This is a genomic window from Neptunicoccus cionae (assembly GCF_002860325.1).
Lineage (GTDB): Bacteria > Pseudomonadota > Alphaproteobacteria > Rhodobacterales > Rhodobacteraceae > Amylibacter > Amylibacter lutimaris.
The window spans coordinates 819,798-842,898 of record NZ_PKOJ01000001.1; the positions used below are offsets into that span (position 1 = coordinate 819,798).

Annotated in this window: 22 protein-coding genes; 10 read left to right on the top strand and 12 right to left on the bottom strand. The window is 57.0% G+C overall.

Annotated features, from left to right (window positions below; all coding sequences use genetic code 11):
- Window positions 1–102: 102 nt before the first annotated feature.
- Window positions 103–1,476, top strand: coding sequence for a D-alanyl-D-alanine carboxypeptidase family protein (locus C0U40_RS03920; RefSeq protein ID WP_180957608.1), 1,374 nt, complete (start codon window positions 103–105; stop codon window positions 1,474–1,476).
- Window positions 1,477–1,682: 206 nt separating this feature from the next.
- On the opposite strand, the gene C0U40_RS03925 is transcribed toward C0U40_RS03920, so the two are convergent.
- The 5 genes from C0U40_RS03925 to C0U40_RS03945 form a co-directional block, all read right to left on the bottom strand.
- Window positions 1,683–2,258 carry a hypothetical protein gene (locus C0U40_RS03925; RefSeq protein ID WP_101654408.1) on the bottom strand — a complete coding sequence of 192 codons (576 nt, stop codon included), beginning with the start codon at window positions 2,256–2,258 and terminating at the stop codon, window positions 1,683–1,685.
- Between the two features lie 42 nt (window positions 2,259–2,300).
- Window positions 2,301–2,435, bottom strand: coding sequence for an aa3-type cytochrome c oxidase subunit IV (locus C0U40_RS03930; protein ID WP_180957609.1), 135 nt, complete (start codon window positions 2,433–2,435; stop codon window positions 2,301–2,303).
- Window positions 2,436–2,521: 86 nt separating this feature from the next.
- The gene (locus C0U40_RS03935) at window positions 2,522–3,001 is read right to left on the bottom strand and encodes a DUF6173 family protein (RefSeq protein WP_101654409.1); all 480 of its coding nucleotides are present in this window, start codon (window positions 2,999–3,001) and stop codon (window positions 2,522–2,524) included.
- Between the two features lie 9 nt (window positions 3,002–3,010).
- Entirely contained in the window at window positions 3,011–4,039 is a 1,029-nt protein-coding gene (locus tag C0U40_RS03940; protein WP_101654410.1) for an MBL fold metallo-hydrolase, read from the bottom strand.
- Window positions 4,040–4,043: 4 nt separating this feature from the next.
- Window positions 4,044–5,723, bottom strand: coding sequence for an acyl-CoA dehydrogenase (locus C0U40_RS03945; RefSeq protein WP_101654411.1), 1,680 nt, complete (start codon window positions 5,721–5,723; stop codon window positions 4,044–4,046).
- A 151-nt stretch (window positions 5,724–5,874) separates the two neighbouring features.
- Here C0U40_RS03945 and C0U40_RS03950 point away from each other — a divergent pair, with 151 nt between their 5' ends.
- A complete protein-coding gene (locus C0U40_RS03950) occupies window positions 5,875–6,834 on the top strand; it encodes an L-threonylcarbamoyladenylate synthase (protein ID WP_286134766.1) in 960 nt (319 codons plus the stop codon).
- A 145-nt stretch (window positions 6,835–6,979) separates the two neighbouring features.
- Here C0U40_RS03950 and C0U40_RS03955 read toward each other — a convergent pair whose 3' ends face one another.
- On the bottom strand, window positions 6,980–7,777 hold the full coding sequence (locus tag C0U40_RS03955; protein WP_101654413.1) for a phytanoyl-CoA dioxygenase family protein: 798 nt from the start codon (window positions 7,775–7,777) through the stop codon (window positions 6,980–6,982).
- An 82-nt stretch (window positions 7,778–7,859) separates the two neighbouring features.
- Between C0U40_RS03955 and C0U40_RS03960 the strand changes: the two genes are divergently transcribed.
- The 6 genes from C0U40_RS03960 to C0U40_RS03985 all read left to right on the top strand — a co-directional run bounded on the left by C0U40_RS03960 (window position 7,860) and on the right by C0U40_RS03985 (window position 14,099).
- Window positions 7,860–8,777, top strand: coding sequence for a LysR family transcriptional regulator (locus tag C0U40_RS03960; protein WP_101654414.1), 918 nt, complete (start codon window positions 7,860–7,862; stop codon window positions 8,775–8,777).
- A gap of 66 nt (window positions 8,778–8,843) precedes the next feature.
- Window positions 8,844–9,614, top strand: coding sequence for an SDR family NAD(P)-dependent oxidoreductase (locus C0U40_RS03965; RefSeq protein WP_101654415.1), 771 nt, complete (start codon window positions 8,844–8,846; stop codon window positions 9,612–9,614).
- Entirely contained in the window at window positions 9,614–10,537 is a 924-nt protein-coding gene (locus C0U40_RS03970) for a 2-dehydro-3-deoxygalactonokinase (RefSeq protein WP_180957611.1), read from the top strand. Before C0U40_RS03965 ends, C0U40_RS03970 begins: the two co-directional genes overlap by 1 nt.
- 80 nt (window positions 10,538–10,617) lie before the next feature.
- Window positions 10,618–11,451: an SMP-30/gluconolactonase/LRE family protein gene (locus C0U40_RS03975; protein WP_101654416.1), complete on the top strand. Its 834-nt coding sequence runs from the start codon at window positions 10,618–10,620 to the stop codon at window positions 11,449–11,451.
- Window positions 11,452–11,556: 105 nt separating this feature from the next.
- Window positions 11,557–13,200 (top strand): amidohydrolase, encoded by a 1,644-nt coding sequence (locus C0U40_RS03980; RefSeq protein ID WP_101654417.1) that lies wholly within the window; start codon window positions 11,557–11,559, stop codon window positions 13,198–13,200.
- Window positions 13,197–14,099, top strand: a complete 903-nt coding sequence (locus C0U40_RS03985) for a CobW family GTP-binding protein (protein WP_101654418.1) — start codon at window positions 13,197–13,199, stop codon at window positions 14,097–14,099. Before C0U40_RS03980 ends, C0U40_RS03985 begins: the two co-directional genes overlap by 4 nt.
- A 6-nt stretch (window positions 14,100–14,105) precedes the next feature.
- Here the strand turns inward: C0U40_RS03985 and dtd are convergent, their stop codons facing one another.
- The 5 genes from dtd to C0U40_RS04010 all read right to left on the bottom strand — a co-directional run bounded on the left by dtd (window position 14,106) and on the right by C0U40_RS04010 (window position 17,961).
- Window positions 14,106–14,543 carry a D-aminoacyl-tRNA deacylase gene (gene dtd, locus C0U40_RS03990; RefSeq protein WP_101654419.1) on the bottom strand — a complete coding sequence of 146 codons (438 nt, stop codon included), beginning with the start codon at window positions 14,541–14,543 and terminating at the stop codon, window positions 14,106–14,108.
- Between the two features lies 1 nt (window position 14,544).
- A complete protein-coding gene (locus tag C0U40_RS03995) occupies window positions 14,545–14,997 on the bottom strand; it encodes a YtoQ family protein (RefSeq protein ID WP_101654420.1) in 453 nt (150 codons plus the stop codon).
- 9 nt (window positions 14,998–15,006) lie between these two features.
- Entirely contained in the window at window positions 15,007–15,567 is a 561-nt protein-coding gene (gene phaR / locus C0U40_RS04000) for a polyhydroxyalkanoate synthesis repressor PhaR (RefSeq protein WP_101654421.1), read from the bottom strand.
- A 147-nt stretch (window positions 15,568–15,714) separates the two neighbouring features.
- Window positions 15,715–16,140 (bottom strand): phasin, PhaP, encoded by a 426-nt coding sequence (locus C0U40_RS04005; RefSeq protein WP_145991880.1) that lies wholly within the window; start codon window positions 16,138–16,140, stop codon window positions 15,715–15,717.
- Between the two features lie 117 nt (window positions 16,141–16,257).
- On the bottom strand, window positions 16,258–17,961 hold the full coding sequence (locus C0U40_RS04010) for a PHA/PHB synthase family protein (protein ID WP_286134767.1): 1,704 nt from the start codon (window positions 17,959–17,961) through the stop codon (window positions 16,258–16,260).
- Window positions 17,962–18,140: 179 nt separating this feature from the next.
- On the opposite strand from C0U40_RS04010, the gene phaZ reads away from it, so the two are divergent.
- Both phaZ and C0U40_RS04020 read left to right on the top strand, forming a co-directional pair.
- A complete protein-coding gene (gene phaZ / locus C0U40_RS04015) occupies window positions 18,141–19,466 on the top strand; it encodes a polyhydroxyalkanoate depolymerase (protein WP_435673786.1) in 1,326 nt (441 codons plus the stop codon).
- A gap of 52 nt (window positions 19,467–19,518) precedes the next feature.
- The gene (locus C0U40_RS04020) at window positions 19,519–20,592 is read left to right on the top strand and encodes a DUF2855 family protein (RefSeq protein ID WP_101654425.1); all 1,074 of its coding nucleotides are present in this window, start codon (window positions 19,519–19,521) and stop codon (window positions 20,590–20,592) included.
- A gap of 37 nt (window positions 20,593–20,629) precedes the next feature.
- Here the strand turns inward: C0U40_RS04020 and C0U40_RS04025 are convergent, their stop codons facing one another.
- Window positions 20,630–23,053 carry a GcvT family protein gene (locus C0U40_RS04025; RefSeq protein WP_101654426.1) on the bottom strand — a complete coding sequence of 808 codons (2,424 nt, stop codon included), beginning with the start codon at window positions 23,051–23,053 and terminating at the stop codon, window positions 20,630–20,632.
- Window positions 23,054–23,101 lie beyond the last annotated feature (48 nt).

The window sequence follows — 23,101 nt, forward strand, 5'->3', positions numbered from 1 at the left end:
AGAAAAGGTTTCTCACACGAATGGCTTTGTGCTAGCCTAAATTCAATCAACACGCCGAAAATGGCGACGAGGCAGGCAGCAATACAGGACGTCGGAGAACCGATGCGAATCGCAGTAGCAGTACGGGCGCTATGTGCCCTCTATTTTCTTATCGTTGTGACCTTTGGTGCAAACGTGGCGCAGGCTGCGCCTTATGCAGCAATGGTTGTGGATGCCAGAACCGGAGAGGTTCTGCACTCGCGTAATGCAGATGCAAGATTGCATCCTGCATCGCTCACCAAAATGATGACCCTTTATATTGTGTTCGACGCGGTGGAGCGGGGTGTGATCAGTCTGGACAAGGAGATCACGATTTCCCGCCATGCCGCCAGCGAACCGCCAAGCAAACTGGGTCTGCGGGCAGGACAAAAGATTGCCCTGCGTTATCTGATCCGCGCGGCTGCGGTAAAATCAGCGAATGACGCCGCTACGGCCCTTGGAGAGGCCGTTGCCGGATCCGAAGCGGAATTTGCAAAAATGATGAACCATACCGCCAAAGCCATCGGTATGAAGAACTCTACCTTCAAAAACGCCCATGGTCTGACAGAGTCGGGCCACCTGTCCACGGCACGTGACATGACCCTGTTGGGGCGGCGGCTGTTTTATGATTTCCCCCAGTATTACAATCTCTTCTCCCGTCAATCGACCCACGCAGGCATCCGTAACGTCCCCAATACGAACCGCAAGTTCCTGAGCGCCTACAAGGGGGCCGACGGAATCAAAACCGGTTTCACAAATGCAGCGGGTTTCAACCTTGTGGCCTCTGCCGAGCGGGGCAACAAACGGGTGATCGCCACTGTGTTTGGCGGGCGCACGACAGCCTGGCGCAATGCCCGCGTGGCTGAGCTGCTTGATATGGGGTTCAAACGCTCCAAAGAACGCGTTGCAGTGCGTAAACCGCCAAAAGTGGATCTGGGTGTCCAAGCCAAACGTATCCGTGTGGCAAACTCCGGTGCGGTAACAACCAGCCCGCGGCCCAAGCTGCGCACAGCGCCCACGACAACCACCACAACACTGGTGGCCGAAGCACAGCTGGAAGCGATCGAAGCAGCCGTCAAGGCAGCAAACCGAGAGGCACAGGCCAATGGCGTTGTGAAAGCCAGCAGCGGCAAGCTTACCTCTATTGCAGCGGCAGCGCAGGCCGAGCAACCCTTGCGGGTTGTCAGCCGTGTCTCAACGGCCGGAAACCATTATTGGGGTGTGCAGGTCGGGGCCTTCTCTTCCCGCCATCAGGCTGAAAAGGCCCTTTTGCAAACCGCCCTGCGGGAATTGCAGTCGCTTGACGGGTCCGAACGGCGGATCGACTACGCGACGGTCAATGGCTACAAGAAGTACCGCGCCCGTTTTGTCGGGTTGAATCAGGCCGAAGCCAATCTTGCTTGTGCAAGATTGCGGGCCCGCAACCAGACCTGTCTGCCGATTGCGCCGGGTTCCTGAAGCACGTAGCGAACTGAAAAAAGAAAACCCCTGCGGACCCAAGTCCGGAGGGGTTTTCTTTGTGCGCACAGCAAAGGCCGACAAGGCCAAGAAGGCTGCATAAATCTGCTATCGCGGCAGAGTGTCGTGTATCCGGAGTGATAACGCCGGCCAGGTGCCATTTGAGCCGTCAGGCGCTGTAATAAGCGCCTCGTCCTTGCTAGGCTTTAGTTGCGGCCTTCGTCAGTCTCATAGACTTTCGTGGTTGTCACACCGGGCAATTCTGCAAAATTGCGCATCAGCTTGGCTGGGAAATAGGTGCGCCGGATTGCTTCGAATCCTTCAAGCTGCATCAGCAGTCCCGAGACATTCAGCGTACATTGCGCATCAAGAGAGGGACCGGCAGCTTTGGCCAGAGTAAAGGCTTTCTCGGCCACTGCGCGGCTGACATAGATTTTCTGGTTCACAACATGATGCGTCACGCGGGCGTGCCAGTTGTCGTAATTCTCTTCCAGTTCGGGGAACATGCCGTAAACAACGTCATTGCGTTCCGGCCCCAGCGGATGGGACCAGCGGCCCGCCGGATCATACATCACTGTTTCGCTGGCATTAATAACCAATGCCGCATGACCGCCAGAACCGGTGCGGTTGTTGATCATGGTCTTCAGCATCAGATAGGGATCATCCGGGCTGACATAGCGGCGTTTTTCCACTTCGGCGTCAGGCGCCCAAACGGATTTCCCGCCACAAGCGGAAACAGTGATCGACAGTAAAACGAGAAGGAGGACGCGGAAAAAGTTCATTAAACCTGTTTGGCGGTCCGGCTTTTCCGGCGCCCCTTGAAATTAGGAATTAAAAAGCGCGAGGAAAATCAGAACGCCGATGGAAAAAACCGACACGCGGATGCTCCAGCGAATAAAGCCTTCAAAGGCTGCTTCCTGCGCTTCGATGTTCATTTTACCATGTTCGTGGTTGGCCATGATGGTGCCCTTTCTAATCCCGTGGTTGGCAGAGGTTTTGACCGAAAATTCCTGACAATGCAATTGTCAGTTTGCCGCGTTTACGCTCAGAGAACGGGTTCGTCCCATTTTTCGTTCAGTTTTGCCGCCAGACGGAAGCCGATCCGTTGCGGTTCGGCCTGTTCGTCCTCTTTCGGGGCGGCCACAAGCATGACATTCAACTGGCTGACGTGCTGAACCAGTTGGGTTTTGGACCCGTTCGGTGCTGCTCCGTAAAAGGTGATCAGGTCAGGGGCGAAGAATCCCATGCCCTGAATGCGCAATGTGCCTACATCGCCACCGACAAAGCCCATGCCAACTTCCTGATCTGAATCGAGCGTTTCCTCGAATTTCTGGATATACATGACGATGCGCTCATAGGCCCATTCGGCTTCGGATTTGGGGCGGGACTTCTGCCCGCCTTCACCGCTGGAAACGACCTGATTTTCGGTTTTGGTCTGCCCGTCCCGATCCACTTGTGCGGAATAAAGCTCCCACAGGGCGGAGCTTTCCAGCGCCTCTGCGGTGGTTTTGATCTTATTGTCCATATGCCCCCCTCAGGCAGCCTGATAAACCCATGCGCCGGCGGTATTGCGGGTGCGGGTAATTTTGCCTTGCTGATGAAGATGGTTCAAATGGGCAATAGATTCAACCAGCGCCAGCCCGTATTCGCCATCACCGATCTTGCGTTTGAACAAGGGAAGGAAACATTGGGACGCAGTGGCGGGGGTTTCAAGGTGCTTGACGAGCCGTTCAAGCGCGTGATGGTGGTTGTCAATCAACTGGCGCATACGTGCGGGCAGACCGGTAAACGGCAGCTTGTGGCCGGGGAGCACGAAATGATCCTCGCTGGCAATTTCAGCGAATCTTTCACAAGCCTCCAGCCAGCCCTGCACCGGATCAGCTTCCGGCTCTGTGGCATAGACGCCAAGGTTGGGGGAAATACCCGGCAGGATCTGGTCGCCGGCAATGACGATATTGTCGTCGCGGGACCAGAGAGTTGCGTGCTCCGGTGCGTGGCCGTTACCAACCCGCACATCAAAGGTGCGCGTGCCAATCGTCAGCGTGTCGCCTTCCTGAATGCGCCGGAAGCCGAGCGGCATCGGGTGAACGATGTCCGCATAGTTGAACGGTTTCTGGGTCCGGCGCTCTTCAAGCAGGCGCGGTTCCATATCCGCGCTTTCGTAAAATGCTATGGTTTCAGGGGGCGGCGTGTCCTGCGCATCCAGCAAGAGCATCCGTGCGAACAGCCAGCTGGTGCGGGTAGAGATCAGTTCGGCCTGATGATGGGTTTGCAGCCAGCCCGCCATGCCTACGTGATCGGGATGGTGGTGCGTTATCAAGACGCGGGTAACCGGTTTGTCGCCAAGCGTCTCCGACACGATTTTTTCCCATGTGGACACCATCCGTTTGGAATAAAAGCCGGTGTCGACAATGCACCAGCCGTCACCATCGTCCAGCGCGTAGACATTGACGTGATCCAGTTTCATCGGCAGCGGCAGGCGCAGCCATTTGATGCCGGGCGCAATGTCTATCGCTTCGCCTTCAGCGGGCGGGGTTTCAAAGGGAAAGTGGATATTTTTCAAAAGATTAACCCGCCAATGCGTCTGTGTCTAAAGCGTAAAGCAGTGCATCACCCGCGGTGGCTGCCGCGCAGAGCGCGTCGACCTGTGGCAGGAAATGGGCGGTGTAGAAGGCGTTAAGCGCACGGCGGTTTTCCGTGTCCGCTCCCCGTGTCAGGTAGTGGCCGCCTAGGGTAATGGCAAAGGCCCGCAGGAAGGACGTTGCCCCCGCAAAGCGTGCGTTTATATCTGATGCAAGCAGCGCCTTGGTGGTTTCGCGCAGGGTGGTCTCTGCTTTGGCGAGCGCCTCGTTCCCTTTCGCAGTTGCTGCGATTTCGTCTAACATGGCAAATGCAGCGTCACCCCCGTCCATCAGCTTGCGGCCCACCAGATCCATTGCCTGAATGCCGTTGGTGCCTTCGTAGATGCGGGTCACACGGACATCGCGGGAAAATTGTGCCGCGCCGGTTTCCTCGACAAAGCCCATGCCGCCGTGCACCTGAATGCCAAGGTCCGCAACCTCTGATCCCGTATCCGTGCCAAAGGCTTTGGCAATTGGGGTCAGGAAGGCAGCGCGGGCCTTGAAGCTCGCGTCTTGTGTGGCGTTGAACAGATCAGTGCTTATGGCGGTATCAAGGATGATCGCACGGGCCACAGCTGTTTGCGCCTTCATGGTCAGCAGCATCCGGCGCACATCTGCATGATCCGCAATGGTGCCTGTGCCGCCGTCCACAGGGGTCTTGCCCTGTTTGCGTTCCAGCGCGAATTCCAGAGCCTTCTGATAGGCCGCTTCTGCTACGCCGAGCCCTTCGGTCCCGACCCCCAGACGCGCGTTGTTCATCATTGTGAACATCGCGGCCATACCACCGTGGGGCGGTCCGACCATCCAGCCGGTAGCGCCATCAAATTCCATCACAGCGGTAGGGGAGCCGTGCAGCCCGAGCTTGTGCTCCAATGACACAACCCGCAGGCTGTTGGCCTCGCCCAGATTGCCGTCTGCATCGGGGATGAATTTAGGAACGATGAACAGGGAAATTCCTTTGGTGCCGGGAACGCCGTCGGGCAGGCGGGCCAGTACAAGGTGGCAGACATTGCCGCCGAAATCGTGATCGCCCCAGCTGATGTAAATCTTCTGGCCGCTGATGGCGAAGGTGCCATCGCCGTTATCCACCGCCTTGGAGCGTAACGCCCCCACATCCGAACCGGCCTGCGGTTCGGTCAGGTTCATCGTGCCGGTCCACTCACCGGAAATCAGTTTGGGCAGGTAAAGCGCCTTGATCGCATCAGAGCCATGCGCCTCCAGCGCTTCGATCTGGCCTTGGGTCATCAGCGGGTTCAGCGACAGCGACAGACAGGCAGAGGCCATCATTTCACCGACCAGTGTGGTGATCGTCAGCGGCAAGCCCATGCCGCCGTGTTCGGGATCTGCCGCCGCACCGACCCAGCCGCCCTCGGCAATCGCCTTGTAGCCATCGTGGAAACCGGGCGCGGTGCGCACCACGCCGTTTTCCAGATGGGCCGGTTCCAGATCGCCGGGCCGTTGCAGTGGCGCAAGCACATCCTGCGCCATTTTGCCAGCCTCGGACAGAATCGCCGCAATCATGTCGTCGCCGGCATCCTCGAACTTCTCGGTGCTGCTGATGCGGTCATACCCGAGCACATTGCGCAAGAGGTGGAGGTGTTCGTCTGTCGGGGCGGTGTAGGGCATATGGTCTTGTCCTTTGCGGCGCAGGCTGGCATTACGAAGTCATTCGGGTAAACGCACGGTAACGGCGGTTTCGGGGCAACCTAAACTGCCCTTTGCGTCACGACAACTGGAACACAACGTCATTGTGGGGCCTTTCAAAGGCCGGAGCAGGATGAGAACAGGTATGCAGACAGAGCGTTTCGAGAGCCACCAAGTTGAACAGGCCGCCGGTATCCTGCGGCGCGGCGGGTTGCTGGCCTTTGCAACAGAGACCGTCTACGGCCTTGGCGCGGATGCCTGTAACGGAACTGCCGTTGCAGGGGTCTATGCAGCAAAAGGACGGCCGTCCTTCAATCCGCTGATTATCCACCTTCCCGATCTCGCCGCGGCAGAGCGGTTTGGCGTATTCTCCCCTCTTGCGCGCAAACTGGCAGAGGCCTTCTGGCCCGGTCCGCTCAGCCTTGTTGTCCCCGTGCGCGAAGGGGCGGGATTGTCGTCTCTGGTGACTGCTGGACTTGATACCGTGGCAATCCGTGTGCCTGCCCATGAAGGGGCGCGGGCGCTGCTGGCCGCCTTTGGCGGACCGGTGGCAGCCCCTTCGGCGAACCCGTCCGGCGGGATCAGCCCGACGCGGATGTCTCATGTGCTCGACGGTCTGGAAGGAAAAATCGACGGAGTGCTAGAGGGCGGCGACTGTGATGTGGGGCTGGAGTCCACCATCCTTTATGTGGGCGAGGAGGTCGCGCTGTTGCGGGCGGGCGGCGTGACTTTAGAGGATATCGAGGCGGTACTGGGCCAGACCGTGGCCCGTCCCGAAGACCCTGATACGCCGAAGTCTCCCGGCCAGTTGGCATCCCACTATGCGCCGGATGCGAAGGTCCGGATCAACGCAACAGAGCATCGGGCGGATGAGGTGCTCATCGGTTTTGGCAACGGGGCAGGGGCTGATCTGAATCTGTCCGAAGCGGGTGATCTGGCAGAAGCGGCGGCCAATCTGTTTGATATGTTGCGTCAGGCGGACGGGCTGGCGCGACAAAACGGGCGTAGCATCGCGGTGGCTCCGGTGCCGCTGAAGGGTCTGGGTCTGGCGATCAATGACCGTTTGACCCGCGCTGCGGCCGAACGGGGCTGAAGCGGGTTAATTTCCTAACAAATGGTTAATCTTGAAGCTTCATATATGAAGCGTCTTGTATGACGCTTCATATTTGCAGGGTGATAATTCGGAAATCCTAAATCTATCAATAGGATAGGTTTTTCGGAAATACAGGTTTCCCCGTTCAGCGCTGGTAGATGACCGGAAACCAGTCTTCCCGCAATTTTTGTCCCGCTGTCATGTCATGCCCCGGAAATGGCGGAGAAGTCGGCCCAGGGCGCTCCACATAACGCGCATCATCGCCCACCAGCCGCAGGGAAAACGCGCGGCGGCGCCGGTCGGACACATTGGCCCGCGCCCCGTGCAGGATGCCGTAGTTGAATGCCACCGCATCACCCGGTTCCATTGCCCATTCGGTGATCTTCATTCCTTCAGCATCCGGATCAGGGACGGGCATGTAAGCATCACTGTCGGGGTAGAAGTTATCTTCGTTCAGCCAACGTGTCGGCAGAACCTGCTTTTCCCATAGATGGCTTCCGGCAACACACCGCAGCGAAGCATCGGTTACGGGATCAAGCGGCGACCAGAAGCTGATGGTTTGCTGGCCTTCGACAAAATAATAGGGTGCATCCTGATGCCAGGGTGTCGGCTTGGAAGTACCGGGCTCTTTCACCAGAACGTGGTCGTGGAAGACCTGCACAGAATCCGATTGCATCAAATCCGCCGCCACCGCTGCCGCAGAGGAATTGCGGATCACCTCTTCAAATTGGGGGATTCGCGTCCAGTTGCAGTAATCGTCAAAAAACCGGCCGGTGTCCCCGTCTTTCAGGTTTTCGGCAGCATAAGGTCCGGGCTCTTTCATGTTCACCTCAACCCCGTCGCGCAGGGTTTCAACGTGATCGGCAAACAGTCCTTTGATCAGGACCACGCCGTCCCGTTGGTAGGTGTCGATATGGTCTTGGGTAATCAGGGGATGGGGCATTTTTGTCTCCTTGTTTGATGACAGGGATGGCCTTTTCATGGCATAGTTTCAAATCATAATTACCTAATTTACATATAGGCCAATGTTATACCTCACGCTTAGACAGTATGAATATGTGGTTGCCGTCTCAAAAGCCGGCAGCATGAGCGCGGCGGCCCAGATGCTGAATATTTCCCAGCCTGCCCTGTCCGTTGCGGTATCCACGGTCGAGACGCACCTTGGCAGGGCGTTGTTCATCCGGCGCAAGGGTGCTCCGATCCGTCCCACCGGTTTTGCGAAAGGTTTTCTGGCAGAGGCAGAAGCGTTACTCACCCGCGCAGCGCAGCTTGAAAACCCCCGAGCGGATTTTAGCAAACCACCTCAAAAGCTGCGGATCGGGTGCTTTTCCGATCTCGCACCGGTCTGGCTGGCTCCCGCCCTGAAACGCTTGCGGGCAGAGTTCAGGGATGTCGAATTTCATCCACTCGTGGCGGATTTCGAAACACTGGCCGCAGGTATGGCCGAAGGACAGCTGGATCTTGCGATTACCTATGACCTCGGGCTTGATGCCCGGTTCACCCGCCACAAGCTTTCCACCGTTGCCCCCGGCGCTTTTGTGGCTGCGGACGATCCGCTTGCGGCGCAGGAATCCGTGTCGTTGAAACAACTCGCAAAGCGGGATCTGATCCTGTTTGATGAAGGCCTTTCGGTGCGTCATATGCTTGCGCTTTTTGCACAGGAAGGCGTGCGGCCCCGCGTGGCCCACAGGGTCGCCTCGCTTGAAGTTATGCGTTCTTTCGCTGCCAATGGGGAAGGTGTGGGGATAAGCTATACTGCGCCCCTGTCGGATCACAGCTATGACGGTTTGCCTTTGAAACGGGTCGAGATCCGCGATTCCTTTGCGCAGGAAAACATAGTGGCTGCCTATCGTAACGATATGGCCGAAGTACTGGCGCTGCCGCGCACCCTGAAGGCGCTGATGGCTGAAACCGCTAGAGATTGCGATCCCGACGGGCAGTGACTAAAGAGAGTAAACAGAATTTCAGAAGGGCCGAGCTGTCGGCCCCGGACACTGAAGGAGCCCCCAATGAGCGATACTGTCACATTCCATGACCTGAAAGACAAAAGCGTTTTCATCACCGGCGGCGGGTCAGGTATCGGTGCAAGCCTGACAGAAGGCTTTTTGCAACAAGGGGCAAAGGTTGCTTTTGTACAGCGCTCGGACGCCAGCGAATTTGCTGCGAAAATGGGATCGAAATACGGCAGCAAACCCGTATTCATCCAGTGCGACATCACCAATATTCCGGCGCTGAAAGAGGCAATGGCACAGGCAGCCAGTGTGAACGGCGCGTTTGATGTCGTGGTGAACAATGCGGCCAACGACAACCGCCACCATTTGGCCGACATTACGCCGGAAAGCTGGGACATGGGGCAGTCGGTGAACCTGCGCCCCCATGTGTTCACTGCGCAGGCTGCCGTAGAAGGCATGAAAGACGCCGGCGGCGGGTCAATCATCAACTTTTCCTCTGTGTCCTACATGATGGGGAACGGGGATTATCCGGGTTACGTGGCCGCAAAGGCGGGGATTACCGGTCTGACCCGCGGACTGGCGCGCGAACTCGGCCCGCACAACATCCGCGTAAATGCGCTGATGCCCGGTTGGGTTCTGACAGACAGGCAGATGGAACTTTGGGCCACACCCGAAGGGCTGGCGGCGCATCTGGAAAAGCAATGCCTGAAAGAACATCTCGTGGCCGATGACATTGTGGACGCCACGCTGTTTCTGGCCTCCAAAGCCAGCCGGATGATGACGGGTCAGGCGCTGGTGGTGGACGGCGGCGTGGTGGTGACAGGCTGATGTCCTTGCAGGAAAAGACCGAATGGATCGCAGTTGACTGGGGGCTGACCAACCTGCGGGTCTGGGTGTTGGGGGCGGGGGGAAACCTGCTGGCAGAGCGCAGTGCCGATCAGGGAATGGAAAAGTTGACGCGCGAAGGGTTTGAACCAACCCTGCTCGCCATGATCGAGGATTTTTTAAGTGATGCAAAAACCACGCCGGTTCTCTGCTCCGGCATGGTCGGCACTGCCGGTGGATGGGCGGAAGCTCCGTTTCAGGCTGTCCCCTGCGCCCCGCAATCGGCTGAAGCCTTTGTAAGCGCGAAGACCAATGATCCCCGCATCAGGGTCACCATTGTGCCGGGTTTAAGCCAGACCAGCCCTGCGCCGGATCTCATGCGGGGCGAGGAAACACAAATCGCAGGGTTCCTGCAATCCAACCCAAAGTTCGACGGCGTTCTGGTCATGCCCGGCACCCATTCCAAATGGGTCCATATCAGCGCAGAGGAAGTGGTTTCTTTCCAGACCTTCCTGACCGGAGAACTCTACGCTTTATTGGCCAGACAGTCGATCTTGCGGAATGCTGTCGCGATTGGCGGCTGGGATGATTCCGCCTTTGAAAACGGGGTCAGCGAAGCTATTTCACGCCCTGAATCCGTGGCCGCCAAACTCTTCAGCCTGCAAGCGGAGGCGCAACTTTCAAGTGGCTCTCCGGAAGCCGCCCGCGCACGCCTGTCCGGTTTGCTGATTGGCATGGAGCTTGCTGCAACCCGCCCATACTGGCTGGGGCAGAACCTCACTATACTGGCGGCACCGGACATCGGGAGGATTTACGCCCGCGCCCTGTCTTTGCAAGGTTTGCAAGCGCCGGTGCTTGATGCGGCCCCGCTCGTTCGTGAAGGGTTGCTGGCTGCTTATGAGGCACTGACCGCCACAAAAGACTAGCCGAGGCAGCCTTAAATTCCCCCGTTGACGCAGATGTGTGTGCAGGCAACAGTAAGGCGGCTAAAGACAGGAGCCAGCCCATGCCCGTAACACTCCATGATTCCCGCCAATGTATTCTGGGCGAGGGCCCGCTATGGCATCCGTTGCGCAAGCAATTGTTCTGGTTCGATATCCTCGGACAGAAACTGCTTTGTGACAGTGGAGAGGAGTGGTCCTTCAGCGGCCATGTCTCGGCTGCGGGTTGGGTGGATGCGGACACTTTGTTCGTAGCGGGGGAAACGGCCCTGTTCACTTTCGACCTTAACACGCAGGCCGTCACGGATATCGTCGGGCTGGAGGCAGACAACCCTTTGACACGTTCCAATGACGGTCGGGCGGATCCGCAGGGTGGCTTCTGGATCGGGACCATGGGTAAAAAAGCCCAGAGCTACGCCGGTGCGATCTATCGGTATTATCGCGGAGAATTGCGCCAGTTGTTTGACAGGATCACCATCAGCAATTCCATCTGCTTCGCCCCGAGCGGAGATCGTGCCTATTTTACCGATACGCGCGGCCGGCGTATCATGCAGGTTGCGCTCGACGCACAGGGCTGGCCGGTCGGCGCGCCGGAGCTGTTTCTCGATTTGCGTGCGGATGAGCTTAATCCTGACGGTTCCGTGGTGGATGGCGAGGGCTGCTTGTGGAACGCTCAATGGGGCGCGCACCGCGTGGCCCGTTATGATGCCAACGGGAAATTTATGGAATCGGTAGAGTTTCCGGCTGCGCAAATATCCTGCCCTGCCTTTGGTGGCGACGACCTTAAAACGCTGTTTGTGACCTCTGCGGCTGACGGATTGGACGGACCCTCGGAAGGGCAGACCTTCGCCATCCCATCGGCAGTAGCCGGGCAGCAGGAGCACCGCGTCATCCTGTAGAAAGCTTCCACGGTTTTATTGAGGTTTATCGCCTCATAAAACTATTTTTCCAATGGGAAGTCCCGCCGTAGTCTTTTTCCAAACAGCCAGATCGGGACCCTCTTTATGTCACAGACCACAATTTATTCCGCACGCAAGATTATTACCATGAATCCGAACCAGCCCGAGGTAAGCCACGTCGCTGTCCGCGAAGGGCGGGTGCTCGGGGCGGGCAGCCTGGAGGAACTGGCGGTCTGGGGCGATTACACTCTGGACGAAAGGTTCGCGGACAAAGTGCTGATGCCCGGCTTTGTAGAAGGGCACGCCCACACGATGGAAGGCACCATGTGGCGCAATGTTTATTGCGGCTTCTTTGACCGGATGGATCCGAACGGCAAGGTCTGGGAAGGTGTGAAGACAATTGATGCCATGCTGGAACGCTTCAAAGAGGCCGAAGCCAAACTGGAAGATCCGGATACACCGCTGCCGGGCTGGCAACTTGACCCGATCTATATGGATAACGCACTGGTCAGCCGTGCCGATCTGGATTCTGTTTCTTCGACTCGCGCGATTGGCGTTCTCCATGCGTCCGGACACATCATGAACGTGAACACAAAGGGGCTGGAACTTGCCGGACTGATGAAAACCGGCATCAACCATCCGGGCATTCCGCTTGGGCCTGACGGCTATCCGACGGGGGAGTTGCGCGGGCCGGATGCCTATATGCCTGTGGGCGAACATGTTGGCTTTGACCGTGAAGTACTGGGCTGTGATGCAGAAGGCCTGCGGGACTTTGGCAAACTGTGCGTGCGCACCGGAACGACCACAATCACCGATCTTGCTGCCCGTCTGAATGATGAATCCGTCGAGATGATGCTGGATGTGACATCCGAACCAGACTTCCCGAGCCGTATCGTCCCGCTGCGCCATTTCATGGGATCAACGCCCGAGGAACTGATTGCCCATGCAAAAGAACTTAAAGGGAAATCAACCGATCAGTTGCGGATGGGGATGATCAAGGTTGTGGCGGACGGGTCCATTCAGGGGTTCTCCGCCCGTCTGCGCTGGCCCGGCTATCACAACGGGGCGGACAACGGATTGTGGTACATCACGCCCGACCACCTGTCGCAAATCCTGAACCTTGCGCTGGAAAACGACCTGCACATCCATACCCATACAAACGGGGATCAGGCCACCGAACTGGTTCTGGAAACCATGGAAGAAGCGCTGCGCAACCATCCATCGCCGGATCATCGCTATACTTTGCAACATTGCCAGCTTGCGGATGCCGCGCAGTTTCGCAAGATGAAGCAGCTTGGCATGTGCGTGAATCTGTTTGCCAACCACCATTTTTACTGGGGTGACGAACACTATAACCTGACCGTCGGACCGGAACGTGCGCTGCGCATGAATGCCTGCCGCACCGCGCTGGATACCGGCGTTCCAATGGCGATCCATTCGGATGCGCCGGTGACGCCACTTGGCCCGCTGTTCACGGCTTGGTGTGCGGTGAACCGGCTGACAGCATCCGGCAGGGTGCAGGGCGAGGGGGAGAAAATCTCTGTTGCGGAAGCGCTTTATGCGATCACCATCGGCGCGGCCTATACGCTGAAGCTGGATGGTGAGGTCGGTTCCATCGAGATTGGCAAGAAGGCGGATTTCGCTGTGCTGGAAGATGATCCCACAGCAGTTGATCCGGCGGAACTGAAAGATGTGAAAGTCTGGGGCACTGTACAGGGCGGACGCGTCTTTGCGGCGGCGGACCTGTGATAAAGCCGCTTCCGGTAACAGTGATCGGCGGCTATCTGGGGGCGGGGAAAACCTCGCTCGTCAATCATCTGCTGCGCAATGCGGACGGGCTACGGCTGGCGGTGTTGGTCAATGAGTTCGGCGCGCTGCCGATCGACGAAGACCTGATCGTTGCACAGGAAGACGACATTATTTCCATCGCGGGGGGCTGTGTCTGCTGTTCCTATGGCTCGGATATGGCGGCGGCCCTGACCGACCTGCGCAAGCTGGATCCTGCACCGGTTCATGTGATCCTGGAGGCGTCTGGCGTGGCGCTGCCCGGTGCGATTGCGGGGTCTGTCGGGTTGATGCAGGGCTATAGCATGGACGGTGTCGTGATCGTGGCGGACGCAGAGACCCTGCGGGCCAATGCCAACCATAAATACATGGGCGATACCGTGACACGGCAGCTTGCCGATGCGGATATTGTGGTGCTGAACAAGGTGGATCTGGTCAACGACAAAACCCGCGCAGACAGCGCGTCTTTCGCGCGGTCCTACGCCAAAGACGCGCAGCTTTTGATGGCAGAGCATGGTGCCTTGCCGCCGGAAGTTCTGTTGCAAAGCTTTGTCGGGCGCAACCGCGACAGCGGCGCACGGCATGACACCAGCGGTTTTGACTCTGTCAGTTTGCCAATGGATCGCCCGTGTGATCCGGCAGCGCTGGGCCATCTTCTCGCATCAGAGGAATTGGATCTGGTACGTGCAAAAGGCTTTGTGCGGGACGCAGACGGGGCCATCCACGCGGTGCAATCCGTATCACGCCGCTGGAGCAGTGAAGCTGCGCCCGAAGACTCCCCCATCGGACTGGTCTGCATCGGGTTGAAACCGGGGTTTGACGGGGATGCTGTGGCGCGGAAAATTGCGGATTTGATTGGCTAGGTCAGGCTATTTTTCCAGCCAGATCGTCACCGGACCGTCGTTGACCAGAGCCACCTGCATATCGGCCCCGAACCGCCCTTTGCCAACGGTGATCCCCATATCCGAAAGTGTGGTGCACAGCAGTTCATACAGCCGTTCGCCCTGATCGGGCGGGGCGGCTGCGGAAAAACCGGGACGGTTGCCGCTTTTGGTGTCCGCGGCAAGTGTGAACTGGCTGACGACCAGAACGCTGCCTCCGGTATCCAGAAGGGAGCGGTTCATCCGGCCCTCATCATCCTTGAAGATGCGCAAGGCACCGATTTTCTTGGCCATCCCGTGCACGTTGGCTTCGGTATCCCCCTGCATCGCGCAGGCAAGGATCACAAGGCCCGGTCCGGTTTCCCCGATAACCTCACCGTCTACCGAAACCGAGCCCTTCCGGACCCGTTGCAACAAACAACGCATATCAGCCGAGCTTGCCTGTCAGGACGTAGGACAGGCATTTCGCCACCTGTGACGGGGTGGAACAGACAGCTTGCGCGGCGGCATCAACTTCCTTCAGTGCGTGCTGGTGTTCGTCCATTTGCAGCACAATCAGGGATTTGCCGAGCGCATGGGCAAAACCTGCATCAAAGGCAGCGTTCCACTGGCGGTATTTTTCACCAAAGCGCACAACAACCACATCCGCATCCTTGATCGCCTTGCGGGTGCGGATGGAATTCAGGTTCGCGCCCTTGCTGTCGTGCCAGAACTTGTTTTCTTCCGCACCCAGAATTTCAACGCCGCAATCATCCGATGCACCGTGGTCTGTGACCGGTGCAGTAAAGGTGATGTCCAGCTTCTGGGCTGCACATTCGGCAATGATTTCTTCACGCCAGGACGTGTGAATTTCGCCGGCAAGGTATACGTTCAGTTTCATGGGAGGGTCTTAAAGTCCTTCAACTTTTTTCATCAGCTCTGCCAGTTGTTGTTTCACAGCAGAAAGTTCTTCGTCCGCTTCGGTTTTCGGATCGGGTTTGGCCTCGGCTTCTTTTTGCGATGCAGCGGTGCTGTTTTGCAGTTGCGGCATCCATGCGGCCATCATGGATTGCATCAATTCCGCCTGCTGCTTCTGCCAGTTGGTGCCAGAGCCGATACCGGAACCGATGCCAGGAATCCGTTCCATCATGGCGGCCTGCTGTTCGGAAAACATCTCATAGGATTTGGACAGGAAATCCGGTAGTACGCCTTGGGCGGCTGTGCTGTAAGAGCGCACAAGGCCAGTCAACACATTGACAGGTAGGACATTTTCGCCCTTGCTTTCTTGTTCGGTGATGATCTGCAGCAAAAACTGACGGGTCAGATCCTCGCCTGTTTTGCGATCCTTGATCTCGACATCGTTGCCCTGTTTGATCAGTTCCGCGATTTCATCAAGCGTCACATATTCGCTGGTCTGCGTGTTATACAGCCGGCGGCTTGCATAGCGATTGATCAAAATCGTGTTGGTCATGGTTTCCCCGAAATGCGCGGTAATGCTGCACCGTAGCGCAGTTCATTGCGTATTCAAAGGGGGAAACCAAACGTAAAAAAGGGGCACCGGCAGACGGTACCCCTTATTGTGCAGTTTCCGTGGGAGGTCGGAACCCGCGGTAAAAGCTTAGGCAGCTTTCGCTTTGGCTGTGACGTCTTTGGTCGCAGCAGCAACTTCAGCCTGAATGTCTTTGCCAGCGGCAACGAACAGTTCAACAGCTTCCAGTTGGGCAGCTTTTGCAACTTCAGCGTAAGCAGCCAGTTTCTCTGGCAGGGACTGTGCCTGAGCAGATGCGAAATCAGAAGCAACAGTCGTGTATGCGGAAGGGTCTTTTTGAACCTTGTTCGCAGCTTCGAAAGATTTCAGTGTTTCGGCTGTCCATGTGTTGGTCAGTTCTGCATTTTTCTTAGCAGCTGCCAGCGCAATCTTGCCCATTTTTACGTTGAATTCGGCAACATTCTTAGTCGCGTCGTCAAACGTTTTTGTGTCAATTTTGAAAGCAGCGAAGAATTCTTCAGTTGCTTTTGCGAAGTCGAAGTCTTGGTTTGCCATCGGGTTTGATCCTTTGATCGGAATTTCGGAGCCAGCATGATCGCTGCCTGTGAGAAAGATATAGATGCTGCGCTGCGGCATTTCAACAAAATAATGCTGCAGTGCAGAATAAATCTCTTAAATCCCTGGTTTCAGGACATAACTTCCGGGTGCAGGTTCGATTTCAGGGTTATTTTTATTGCCCAGCTTACGGGCCGGTGTGGTTTTTTCTTCGTCTTTTGCCAGCCACTCGGACCAGCGGTGCCACCATGATTCCTTTACGTAAGTCGCATTCTCCAGCCAGAACTCCGGATCGCGGGGGGGATCAGGGTTGTACCAGTGTCCGTATTTATCTTTGGACGCGGGATTAACGATTCCGGCAATATGCCCGCTTTCGGACAGGAGAAAGGTGCGTTCCCCGCCCGTTTTGGTAAGACCGCGAAATGTGCTCGCCCAAGGCGCGATGTGATCCTGAATCGTAGACACTGCAAAAATCGGCCGTTTGATCTGGGCCAGACGGATCTTTTCCCCCAGCAGTTCGAATTTTCCTTCGACAAGCTCGTTATCAACATAAAGCTTTTGCAGATACTCCACCGCCATACGCCCGGGCAGGTTGGTGCTGTCGGCATTCCATTGCAGCAGATCAAAGGCGGGTGGGGCCTCTCCCATCATGTAAGAACGTACAGCAGGGGCATAGACCAGATCACGCGCCCGCAGGAAACTGAAGGCGCGGGACATGAAATAACTTTCCAGATAGCCGGTTTCCTCGACCTGCGCCTGTATCCCTTTCAGAAAGCCGGGTTCCAGAAAGTTTCCCAACTCGCCAGGGTTCTTGAAATCCGTCATTGTGGTAAAGAACGTGGCCTTGTTGACCTTTTGATCCTCACCAATGGCTGTCAGATAGGCCATTGCACAGGCGAGGAGGGTGCCGCCGATGCAATATCCCGCCACATTCGCAGTTTTCTGTCTGGTGATCTCCAGTACCTTGTCGAGCGCGACCAGCAGGCCTTCTTCGAGATAGGTGTCAAATCCGCAATCCGCGTAGCTGGCATCCGGATTGACCCATGAAACAACAAAAACAGTATGGCCCTGATCAACTGCATATTTGATCAGGCTGTTTTCGGGTCGCAGATCGAGGATATAGTACTTGTTAATCCACGGCGGCAGGATCAGAAGGGGCTTCTTGTAAACCTTGGTGGTGCTCGGGCTGTATTGTATCAGCTGGAACATGCGGTTCTGGAATACCACGGAACCCGGTGTTGTGGCGATATCCTTGCCCACGACAAAGGCGTCCGGATCGGCCAGACGCACGGCGATCCCCTGCTGGTTGCTTTCCAGATCGGCAACAAAGTTCTGCAATCCGTCTACAAGAGACTGGCCGTTGGTTTCCATCGCCCGCTCCAGTGCATCCGGATTGGAGGCCAGAAAATTGGTGGGCGCGAACATGTCCACCACCTGTTTGGCAAAGAAATTAACCTTCTCGCGCTCCCGTTCCGGCAGATGGGACATGTCCTTGGTGATGGTTTCAATGGTTTTGGAAGACAGCAGATACTGTTGCTTGATCATCTTGAAATAGGGGTTCTTTTCCCAATTCTCGTGCTTGAAGCGCTTGTCCTTCGTAGGTTCGCTGTCCTTTTCTTCGACATTCCCGGCCATTTGTTGCTGAATCTCTGACCAATTCTTCAAACTCTCGGTCCAATAGCCGACTTGCGCCTCTATGATACGGCTCGGATCGCTCATCATTTCAGCAAAATAGGCTGCTGCAGCCTTAGCATAGAACTGGTGATCGGGGGTTTCGAGGTTTGGACTGTGACTTTTTCGATCCGCTAGCGCAGCCATCATTCTCTTGGTTAAGTCGTTAATTTTGTTTAAATTCTGCTCTAAAATCTCTGCGTCAGGTGACGTTTGGTCAGTCATAATTAAACCTCCATTAGTGAGGATTGCACTAGTATTCACTCATCACTTTACGCAACATGCAGGCAAAGAGACAACAAAAGGTTCAGACTGTGACCATTTATGACATGAGCGAAAGCATGCGCCAAAGCAGTGCTTGGGTGGGTGCAACGACCAAGGCCTTCTGGCAGAATCCTGCCTTCTCCGTAACCATGAGTCCGCTTCCCGCGCTTTTCTCCGCATGGGGCGAAGTCACGGAACGCACCTTTGAGAAGGTGGCAACAAAACCGTCCTGGGGGATCGACAGCGTTGTGTCGGCGGATTCCGACTATCCTGTGACAAAGCAGATCGAACTTGAACTGCCGTTCTGCAACCTGATCCACTTTACCGCCGAACGGGATCGCCCGGTAAACCGCCGCGTGCTTCTGGTAGCACCGATGTCAGGGCATTATGCAACTTTGTGCCGCAAAACAGTGGCCAGCCTGCTGCCAAACTGTGATGTCTATGTCACGGAATGGAAGAACGCGCGGGATGTACCCCTGTCAGCCGGAAAATTTGACGTAGAGGATTACACCAAATACGTGGTAAAAATGCTGCGGCATCTGGGCGAGAACATTCATGTTATCGCTGTTTGCCAGCCGGTCCCCCTGACTTTGGTAGCAACTGCGATGCTGGCCGAAGACGAAACCGCCCCGCAGCCCCGCACCCTGACTCTGATCGGTGGGCCGGTTGATCCGGATGCCAACCCGACAGAGGTGACGGATTTTGGCAACCGCGTGACAATGGGGCAGTTGGAACACAGCGTTATTACACCTGTCGGCTTTGCTTTTGCCGGTGTCGGGCGCAAGGTTTATCCGGGTGCTGTACAGCTTTCCTCTTTCATTGCGATGAACGCGCAAACCCACGCCAAAGCCTTTGCAGACCAGATCGGCGCTGTGGCCCGTGGAGAAGCTGCAGATCTGGATCGTCACAACAAGTTCTATGATGAATATCTGGCCGTGATGGATATGCCTGCGGAATTCTATCTGTCGACTGTAGATCGCATCTTCAAACGCCGCGAAGTGGCGCGGAATGTGTTCAAGGTGGACGGCAAGCTTGTGGACATAAGCAAGATCACAAAAACTGCCGTGAAGATTGTCGAAGGTGGGCGCGATGATATTTCTGCTCCGGGACAATGCCTCGCGGCGTTGGATCTGCTGCCGGATCTTCCAGAGGACATGCAGGAGACATTCCTAGCACCTGATGCCGGTCACTACGGTATCTTCAGCGGCAGCGCGTGGCGCAATGACATCCGCCCTGCGGTGCTGAACTTTATCGACAAGCACAACGATGTGCCCGAAGCGCCGGCCAAAGCCGCGCAGGCCCCCAAAGCAGAGGCAGCAGCGAAACCGGCGAAGAAAATGCCCGAAAAACTGGGTAAGACTGACGCCGCGAAACCTACAAAGAAGGCTTAACAGGCCTTCTTCCAGCGTGCAGGGTAAGGCATCCACAGGAGGAGCCTTACCCATGCCCGCAGTCACCCGTGTTCTGACCGACCAGAGAGCCATTACCCGACAAAAGCAGGACCAATGCGCAGCCGCACCGCTCGACGAAGGGCAGGTGCGTCTTGCGATCGAGAGTTTTGCGCTGACCGCCAACAACGTGACCTATGCGGCCACGGGCTTTGAAATCGGTTACTGGAAATTCTTTCCGGTTGAGCAGGACGGGCAGGGGCTGGTTCCGGTCTGGGGCTTTGCCCGCGTCGTTAAGAGCCGATCGGATGTTCTGCAAGTTGGCGAACGGTTGTACGGGTTTTATCCGATGGCAACCGAACTGGTGATTGATCCTGTCGCCCACGGGCGCAGTGCGGTGCGGGACGCGGCGCCCCATCGGGACGGTTTGCCGGAGGTATACAATCTTTATTCCCGCGTGGGCCCGGCGGCATCCTCCGATGCTTATCAGGCGCTGATGCAGCCCCTGATTGCCACCTCCTATCTGTTGTTTGACTGGTTGTCGGATAACGAATGGTTCGGCGCGCAACAGATCATTGTCGGCTCGGCCTCCTCTAAGACCGGTCTCGGGCTTTGCGCCTTTCTGGCGGAACAGGCTGGCCGGCCTTACAAAGTGGTTGGACTGACCGGTTCAGGCAATGCAAAATTCGTAAGCGAACTTGGATTCTGCGACGAAGTCTTGACCTACGACGAGGTCGGCCAGCTGGAACGGGTGGCTTCCGTCTACGTGGATATGGCGGGCAACGCGACGGTCAAACAGGCACTGCATGCGCGGCTTGACGGGGTGCTGAAACATTCCAGCGCCGTTGGGCTGAGCCACTGGGACCAGTTTGCAAAACCCGAAGGGTTGGCTGGCCCCAAACCTCAATTCTTCTTTGCGCCTGCCCAGATCGCCAAGCGCAAGGCGGATTGGGGCAAGGGCGTGATTGAGAGTAAGATTACAGAAGCCACCGCGCAAATAGTGGTTGATGCAGCGCGTTGGTTGACGCTGGAGACCCATGAAGGTCTGGAGGCTGCCTTGCAGCCTTTTGCCGATCTGGCCGAAGGGCGCGCCGACCCGAAGACAGGGCATATCGTGCGGGTCGGGTAGGATTGCCTGCGGCGCGGATATTTTCAGAAAATGGAGCTCATCCGCGCATTCTGGCCATTTCGGGATCGAACAACTGTGTAGTGATCCGTTTCGCGGGGCGCATCTGGCCGAGGATTTCAATTTCCACCTGAAGGTCGTCTGTGATCCTGTCACTTGGCACAAAACCGAAGGCGACGGATTTCTGCGCATGGTGGGAATAACCGCCCGAGGTGCAAAAGCCGACGACTTCCCCGTCGAGCCAGATCGGCTCGTAGGCGTTTACATCCGCATCCAGTGCGTCCACCTCAAAGGTGCAGGGTTTGCGAGCGGGACCGGCTGCACGTTCGGCCAGTGCTGCCTGTTTGCCAATGAAATCTGTGGCTTTGTCATAGCTGACAAAACGGTCCATGCCGGTTTCGGCGGGGGTGTAGTCTGGCGAAAATTCCGCGTTCCACGAGCCGAAAAAGCGGTCCAGTCGCAGAGACATCATCGCCCGCATCCCAAAGGGTTTCAGCCCGAGGTCTGCGCCAGCGGCTGCAAGGGTTTGGTAAAGCGCGCGCTGGTTCTCTGCGTCCACATAAATTTCATACCCAAGGTCTCCGGTATAGCTGACCCTTTGCACTAGCGCATCGCAGAGGCCAACGGAGAGGTGTTTTGCATCCATGAAACGGAACGCCGTGTTCGAGACATCCTCGCGGGTGCAGCGGGCCAGCAGGTCCCGCGCGTTCGGACCGGCGATCTGGAAACCGATCCGGCGGGTCGAGACGTTTTCGACTCGCACATCGCCCGAAAGATGTTGCAGGAACCAGCGCATGTGAATGGATTGCATTCCGAAGCTCGCCGTCAGTTGAAAGCGGGTTTCCGACAGGCAGGTTACGGTAAAATCCCCGAGCAATTTGCCTTTGTGAGACAGCATCGGCGTCAGGGCGATGCGCCCCTGTTTCGGGATGCGCCCTGCCATGATCCGGTCAAGCCAGCGGCGGGCATCCTTGCCGGACACGATGTATTTGCCGAAGTTATGGATTTCGTTAATGCCAACCGCCTCGCGCACGGCTTTTACCTCTGCGGCGGTGGCATCCCATGCGTTGGATCGCCGGAAGCTTGGCGTTTCAAAACGCGGTTCGCCTTCGGGCGCGAAGTAGTTGACGACTTCCATCCCGAATTGCGCCCCGAAAACGGCGTTTTGCTGATCCCAGATACCATAGGCTGGCGTGGTCTGGAACGGCCGCCCCGCGGGAAGTTCTTCGTTCGGGTAGGACACGGAAAAGCGTTTCTGGTAGTTTTCAACCACTTTGGGCCTTGTGTATCCCGGTGTGATCCAGTCCCCGAAGCGGGCAACGTCCATGGCGTAAACGTCCCTTTCGGTTTCACCCTCCACCATCCATTGCGCCAGCATCAGGCCGACACCGCCGCCTTGGGAAAACCCGGCCATAACACCGCAGGCGGACCAGTAGTTGCGCAGTTTAGTGATCGGGCCAACCAGCGGGTTGCCGTCAGGGGCAAAGGTGAAAGGGCCGTGGATCACCGATTTGACGCCAGCGGTTTCCAGCACCGGAAAGCGTTTATAGGCAAAGGCGATGCTGTCCTCGATCTTGTCGAAATCATCGGGCAGCAGTTCATGACCGAAATCCCAGGATGTTCCGTCGACGGCCCAGGGACGGCAGGGTTGTTCGTAAAAGCCGATACACAGGCCACGGCCTTCCTGCCGCAGATAGCTTTCGCCGGAGGGATCCATCACATGGGGATGCTCTGCGCCGCTGTCGATTATGTCCGAGATCATCGGGATTGTTTCGGTCACAAGATACTGGTGTTCCATCGGGTGCAGCGGCAGATAGACCCCTGCCATCGCGCCCACTTCCCGCGCCCAGAGACCGGCGGCATTGACGATATGTTCGGCGTGGATGGTGCCCTTATCCGTCACTACATCCCACGTTCCGTCGGCCCGTTGGTTGGTTTCGCGCACCATACAATGGGTCTCAATCGTTGCGCCGCCCATGCGTGCAGCTTTGGCGTAAGCGTGTGTAGTGCCTGAAGGATCAAGATGTCCGTCAAGCGGATCATAGAGCCCGCCGATCACGCCTTTGGTGTTGGTTACAGGGGCAATGCGGGCGATTTCGTCCGGTGTGACGATTTCGGTTTCAAGCCCCATGTAGCGGTGCTTTGCCCGCTCTGCCAGCAGCATATCCATCCGCTCCGGCGTGTCGGCCAGTGTCACGCCACCTACGTGGTGCAACCCGCAGGACATGCCGGTCAACGCCTCCAGTTCCTTGTAAAGCCGGATGGTATAGCCTTGCAGCGCCGCCATATTGGTATCGCCGTTCAGCGTATGAAAACCGCCTGCCGCATGCCACGTAGAGCCGGAAGTGAGTTCCGAGCGTTCCAGAAGCATCACATCGGACCAGCCAAGTTTGGTGAGATGATAGAGCACCGAGCAGCCGACAACGCCGCCGCCGATAACACAGACCCGAGTGGTGGTTTTCATAATGTGATTCCCGCGCATTGGACGGGATCAGGCTGGACGGGTTTGTCG

Excerpts from the sequence above, each read along its gene's own strand:
- C0U40_RS03955 (WP_101654413.1), bottom strand. The coding sequence starts at position 7,777 with ATGCCCCATCCCCTGATTACCCAAGACCATATCGACACCTACCAACGG.
- C0U40_RS03960 (WP_101654414.1), top strand. The coding sequence starts at position 7,860 with ATGTTATACCTCACGCTTAGACAGTATGAATATGTGGTTGCCGTCTCA.
- C0U40_RS03970 (WP_180957611.1), top strand. The coding sequence starts at position 9,614 with ATGTCCTTGCAGGAAAAGACCGAATGGATCGCAGTTGACTGGGGGCTG.
- phaR (WP_101654421.1), bottom strand. The coding sequence starts at position 15,567 with ATGACCAACACGATTTTGATCAATCGCTATGCAAGCCGCCGGCTGTAT.
- C0U40_RS03980 (WP_101654417.1), top strand. The coding sequence starts at position 11,557 with ATGTCACAGACCACAATTTATTCCGCACGCAAGATTATTACCATGAAT.
- C0U40_RS04020 (WP_101654425.1), top strand. The coding sequence starts at position 19,519 with ATGCCCGCAGTCACCCGTGTTCTGACCGACCAGAGAGCCATTACCCGA.
- C0U40_RS03945 (WP_101654411.1), bottom strand. The coding sequence starts at position 5,723 with ATGCCCTACACCGCCCCGACAGACGAACACCTCCACCTCTTGCGCAAT.
- C0U40_RS04005 (WP_145991880.1), bottom strand. The coding sequence starts at position 16,140 with ATGGCAAACCAAGACTTCGACTTCGCAAAAGCAACTGAAGAATTCTTC.
- C0U40_RS04010 (WP_286134767.1), bottom strand. The coding sequence starts at position 17,961 with ATGATGGCTGCGCTAGCGGATCGAAAAAGTCACAGTCCAAACCTCGAA.
- C0U40_RS03950 (WP_286134766.1), top strand. The coding sequence starts at position 5,875 with ATGAGAACAGGTATGCAGACAGAGCGTTTCGAGAGCCACCAAGTTGAA.
- C0U40_RS03975 (WP_101654416.1), top strand. The coding sequence starts at position 10,618 with ATGCCCGTAACACTCCATGATTCCCGCCAATGTATTCTGGGCGAGGGC.
- C0U40_RS03935 (WP_101654409.1), bottom strand. The coding sequence starts at position 3,001 with ATGGACAATAAGATCAAAACCACCGCAGAGGCGCTGGAAAGCTCCGCC.
- C0U40_RS03930 (WP_180957609.1), bottom strand. The coding sequence starts at position 2,435 with ATGGCCAACCACGAACATGGTAAAATGAACATCGAAGCGCAGGAAGCA.
- phaZ (WP_435673786.1), top strand. The coding sequence starts at position 18,141 with ATGAGCGAAAGCATGCGCCAAAGCAGTGCTTGGGTGGGTGCAACGACC.
- C0U40_RS03925 (WP_101654408.1), bottom strand. The coding sequence starts at position 2,258 with ATGAACTTTTTCCGCGTCCTCCTTCTCGTTTTACTGTCGATCACTGTT.
- C0U40_RS03995 (WP_101654420.1), bottom strand. The coding sequence starts at position 14,997 with ATGAAACTGAACGTATACCTTGCCGGCGAAATTCACACGTCCTGGCGT.
- C0U40_RS04025 (WP_101654426.1), bottom strand. The coding sequence starts at position 23,053 with ATGAAAACCACCACTCGGGTCTGTGTTATCGGCGGCGGCGTTGTCGGC.
- C0U40_RS03965 (WP_101654415.1), top strand. The coding sequence starts at position 8,844 with ATGAGCGATACTGTCACATTCCATGACCTGAAAGACAAAAGCGTTTTC.
- C0U40_RS03920 (WP_180957608.1), top strand. The coding sequence starts at position 103 with ATGCGAATCGCAGTAGCAGTACGGGCGCTATGTGCCCTCTATTTTCTT.
- dtd (WP_101654419.1), bottom strand. The coding sequence starts at position 14,543 with ATGCGTTGTTTGTTGCAACGGGTCCGGAAGGGCTCGGTTTCGGTAGAC.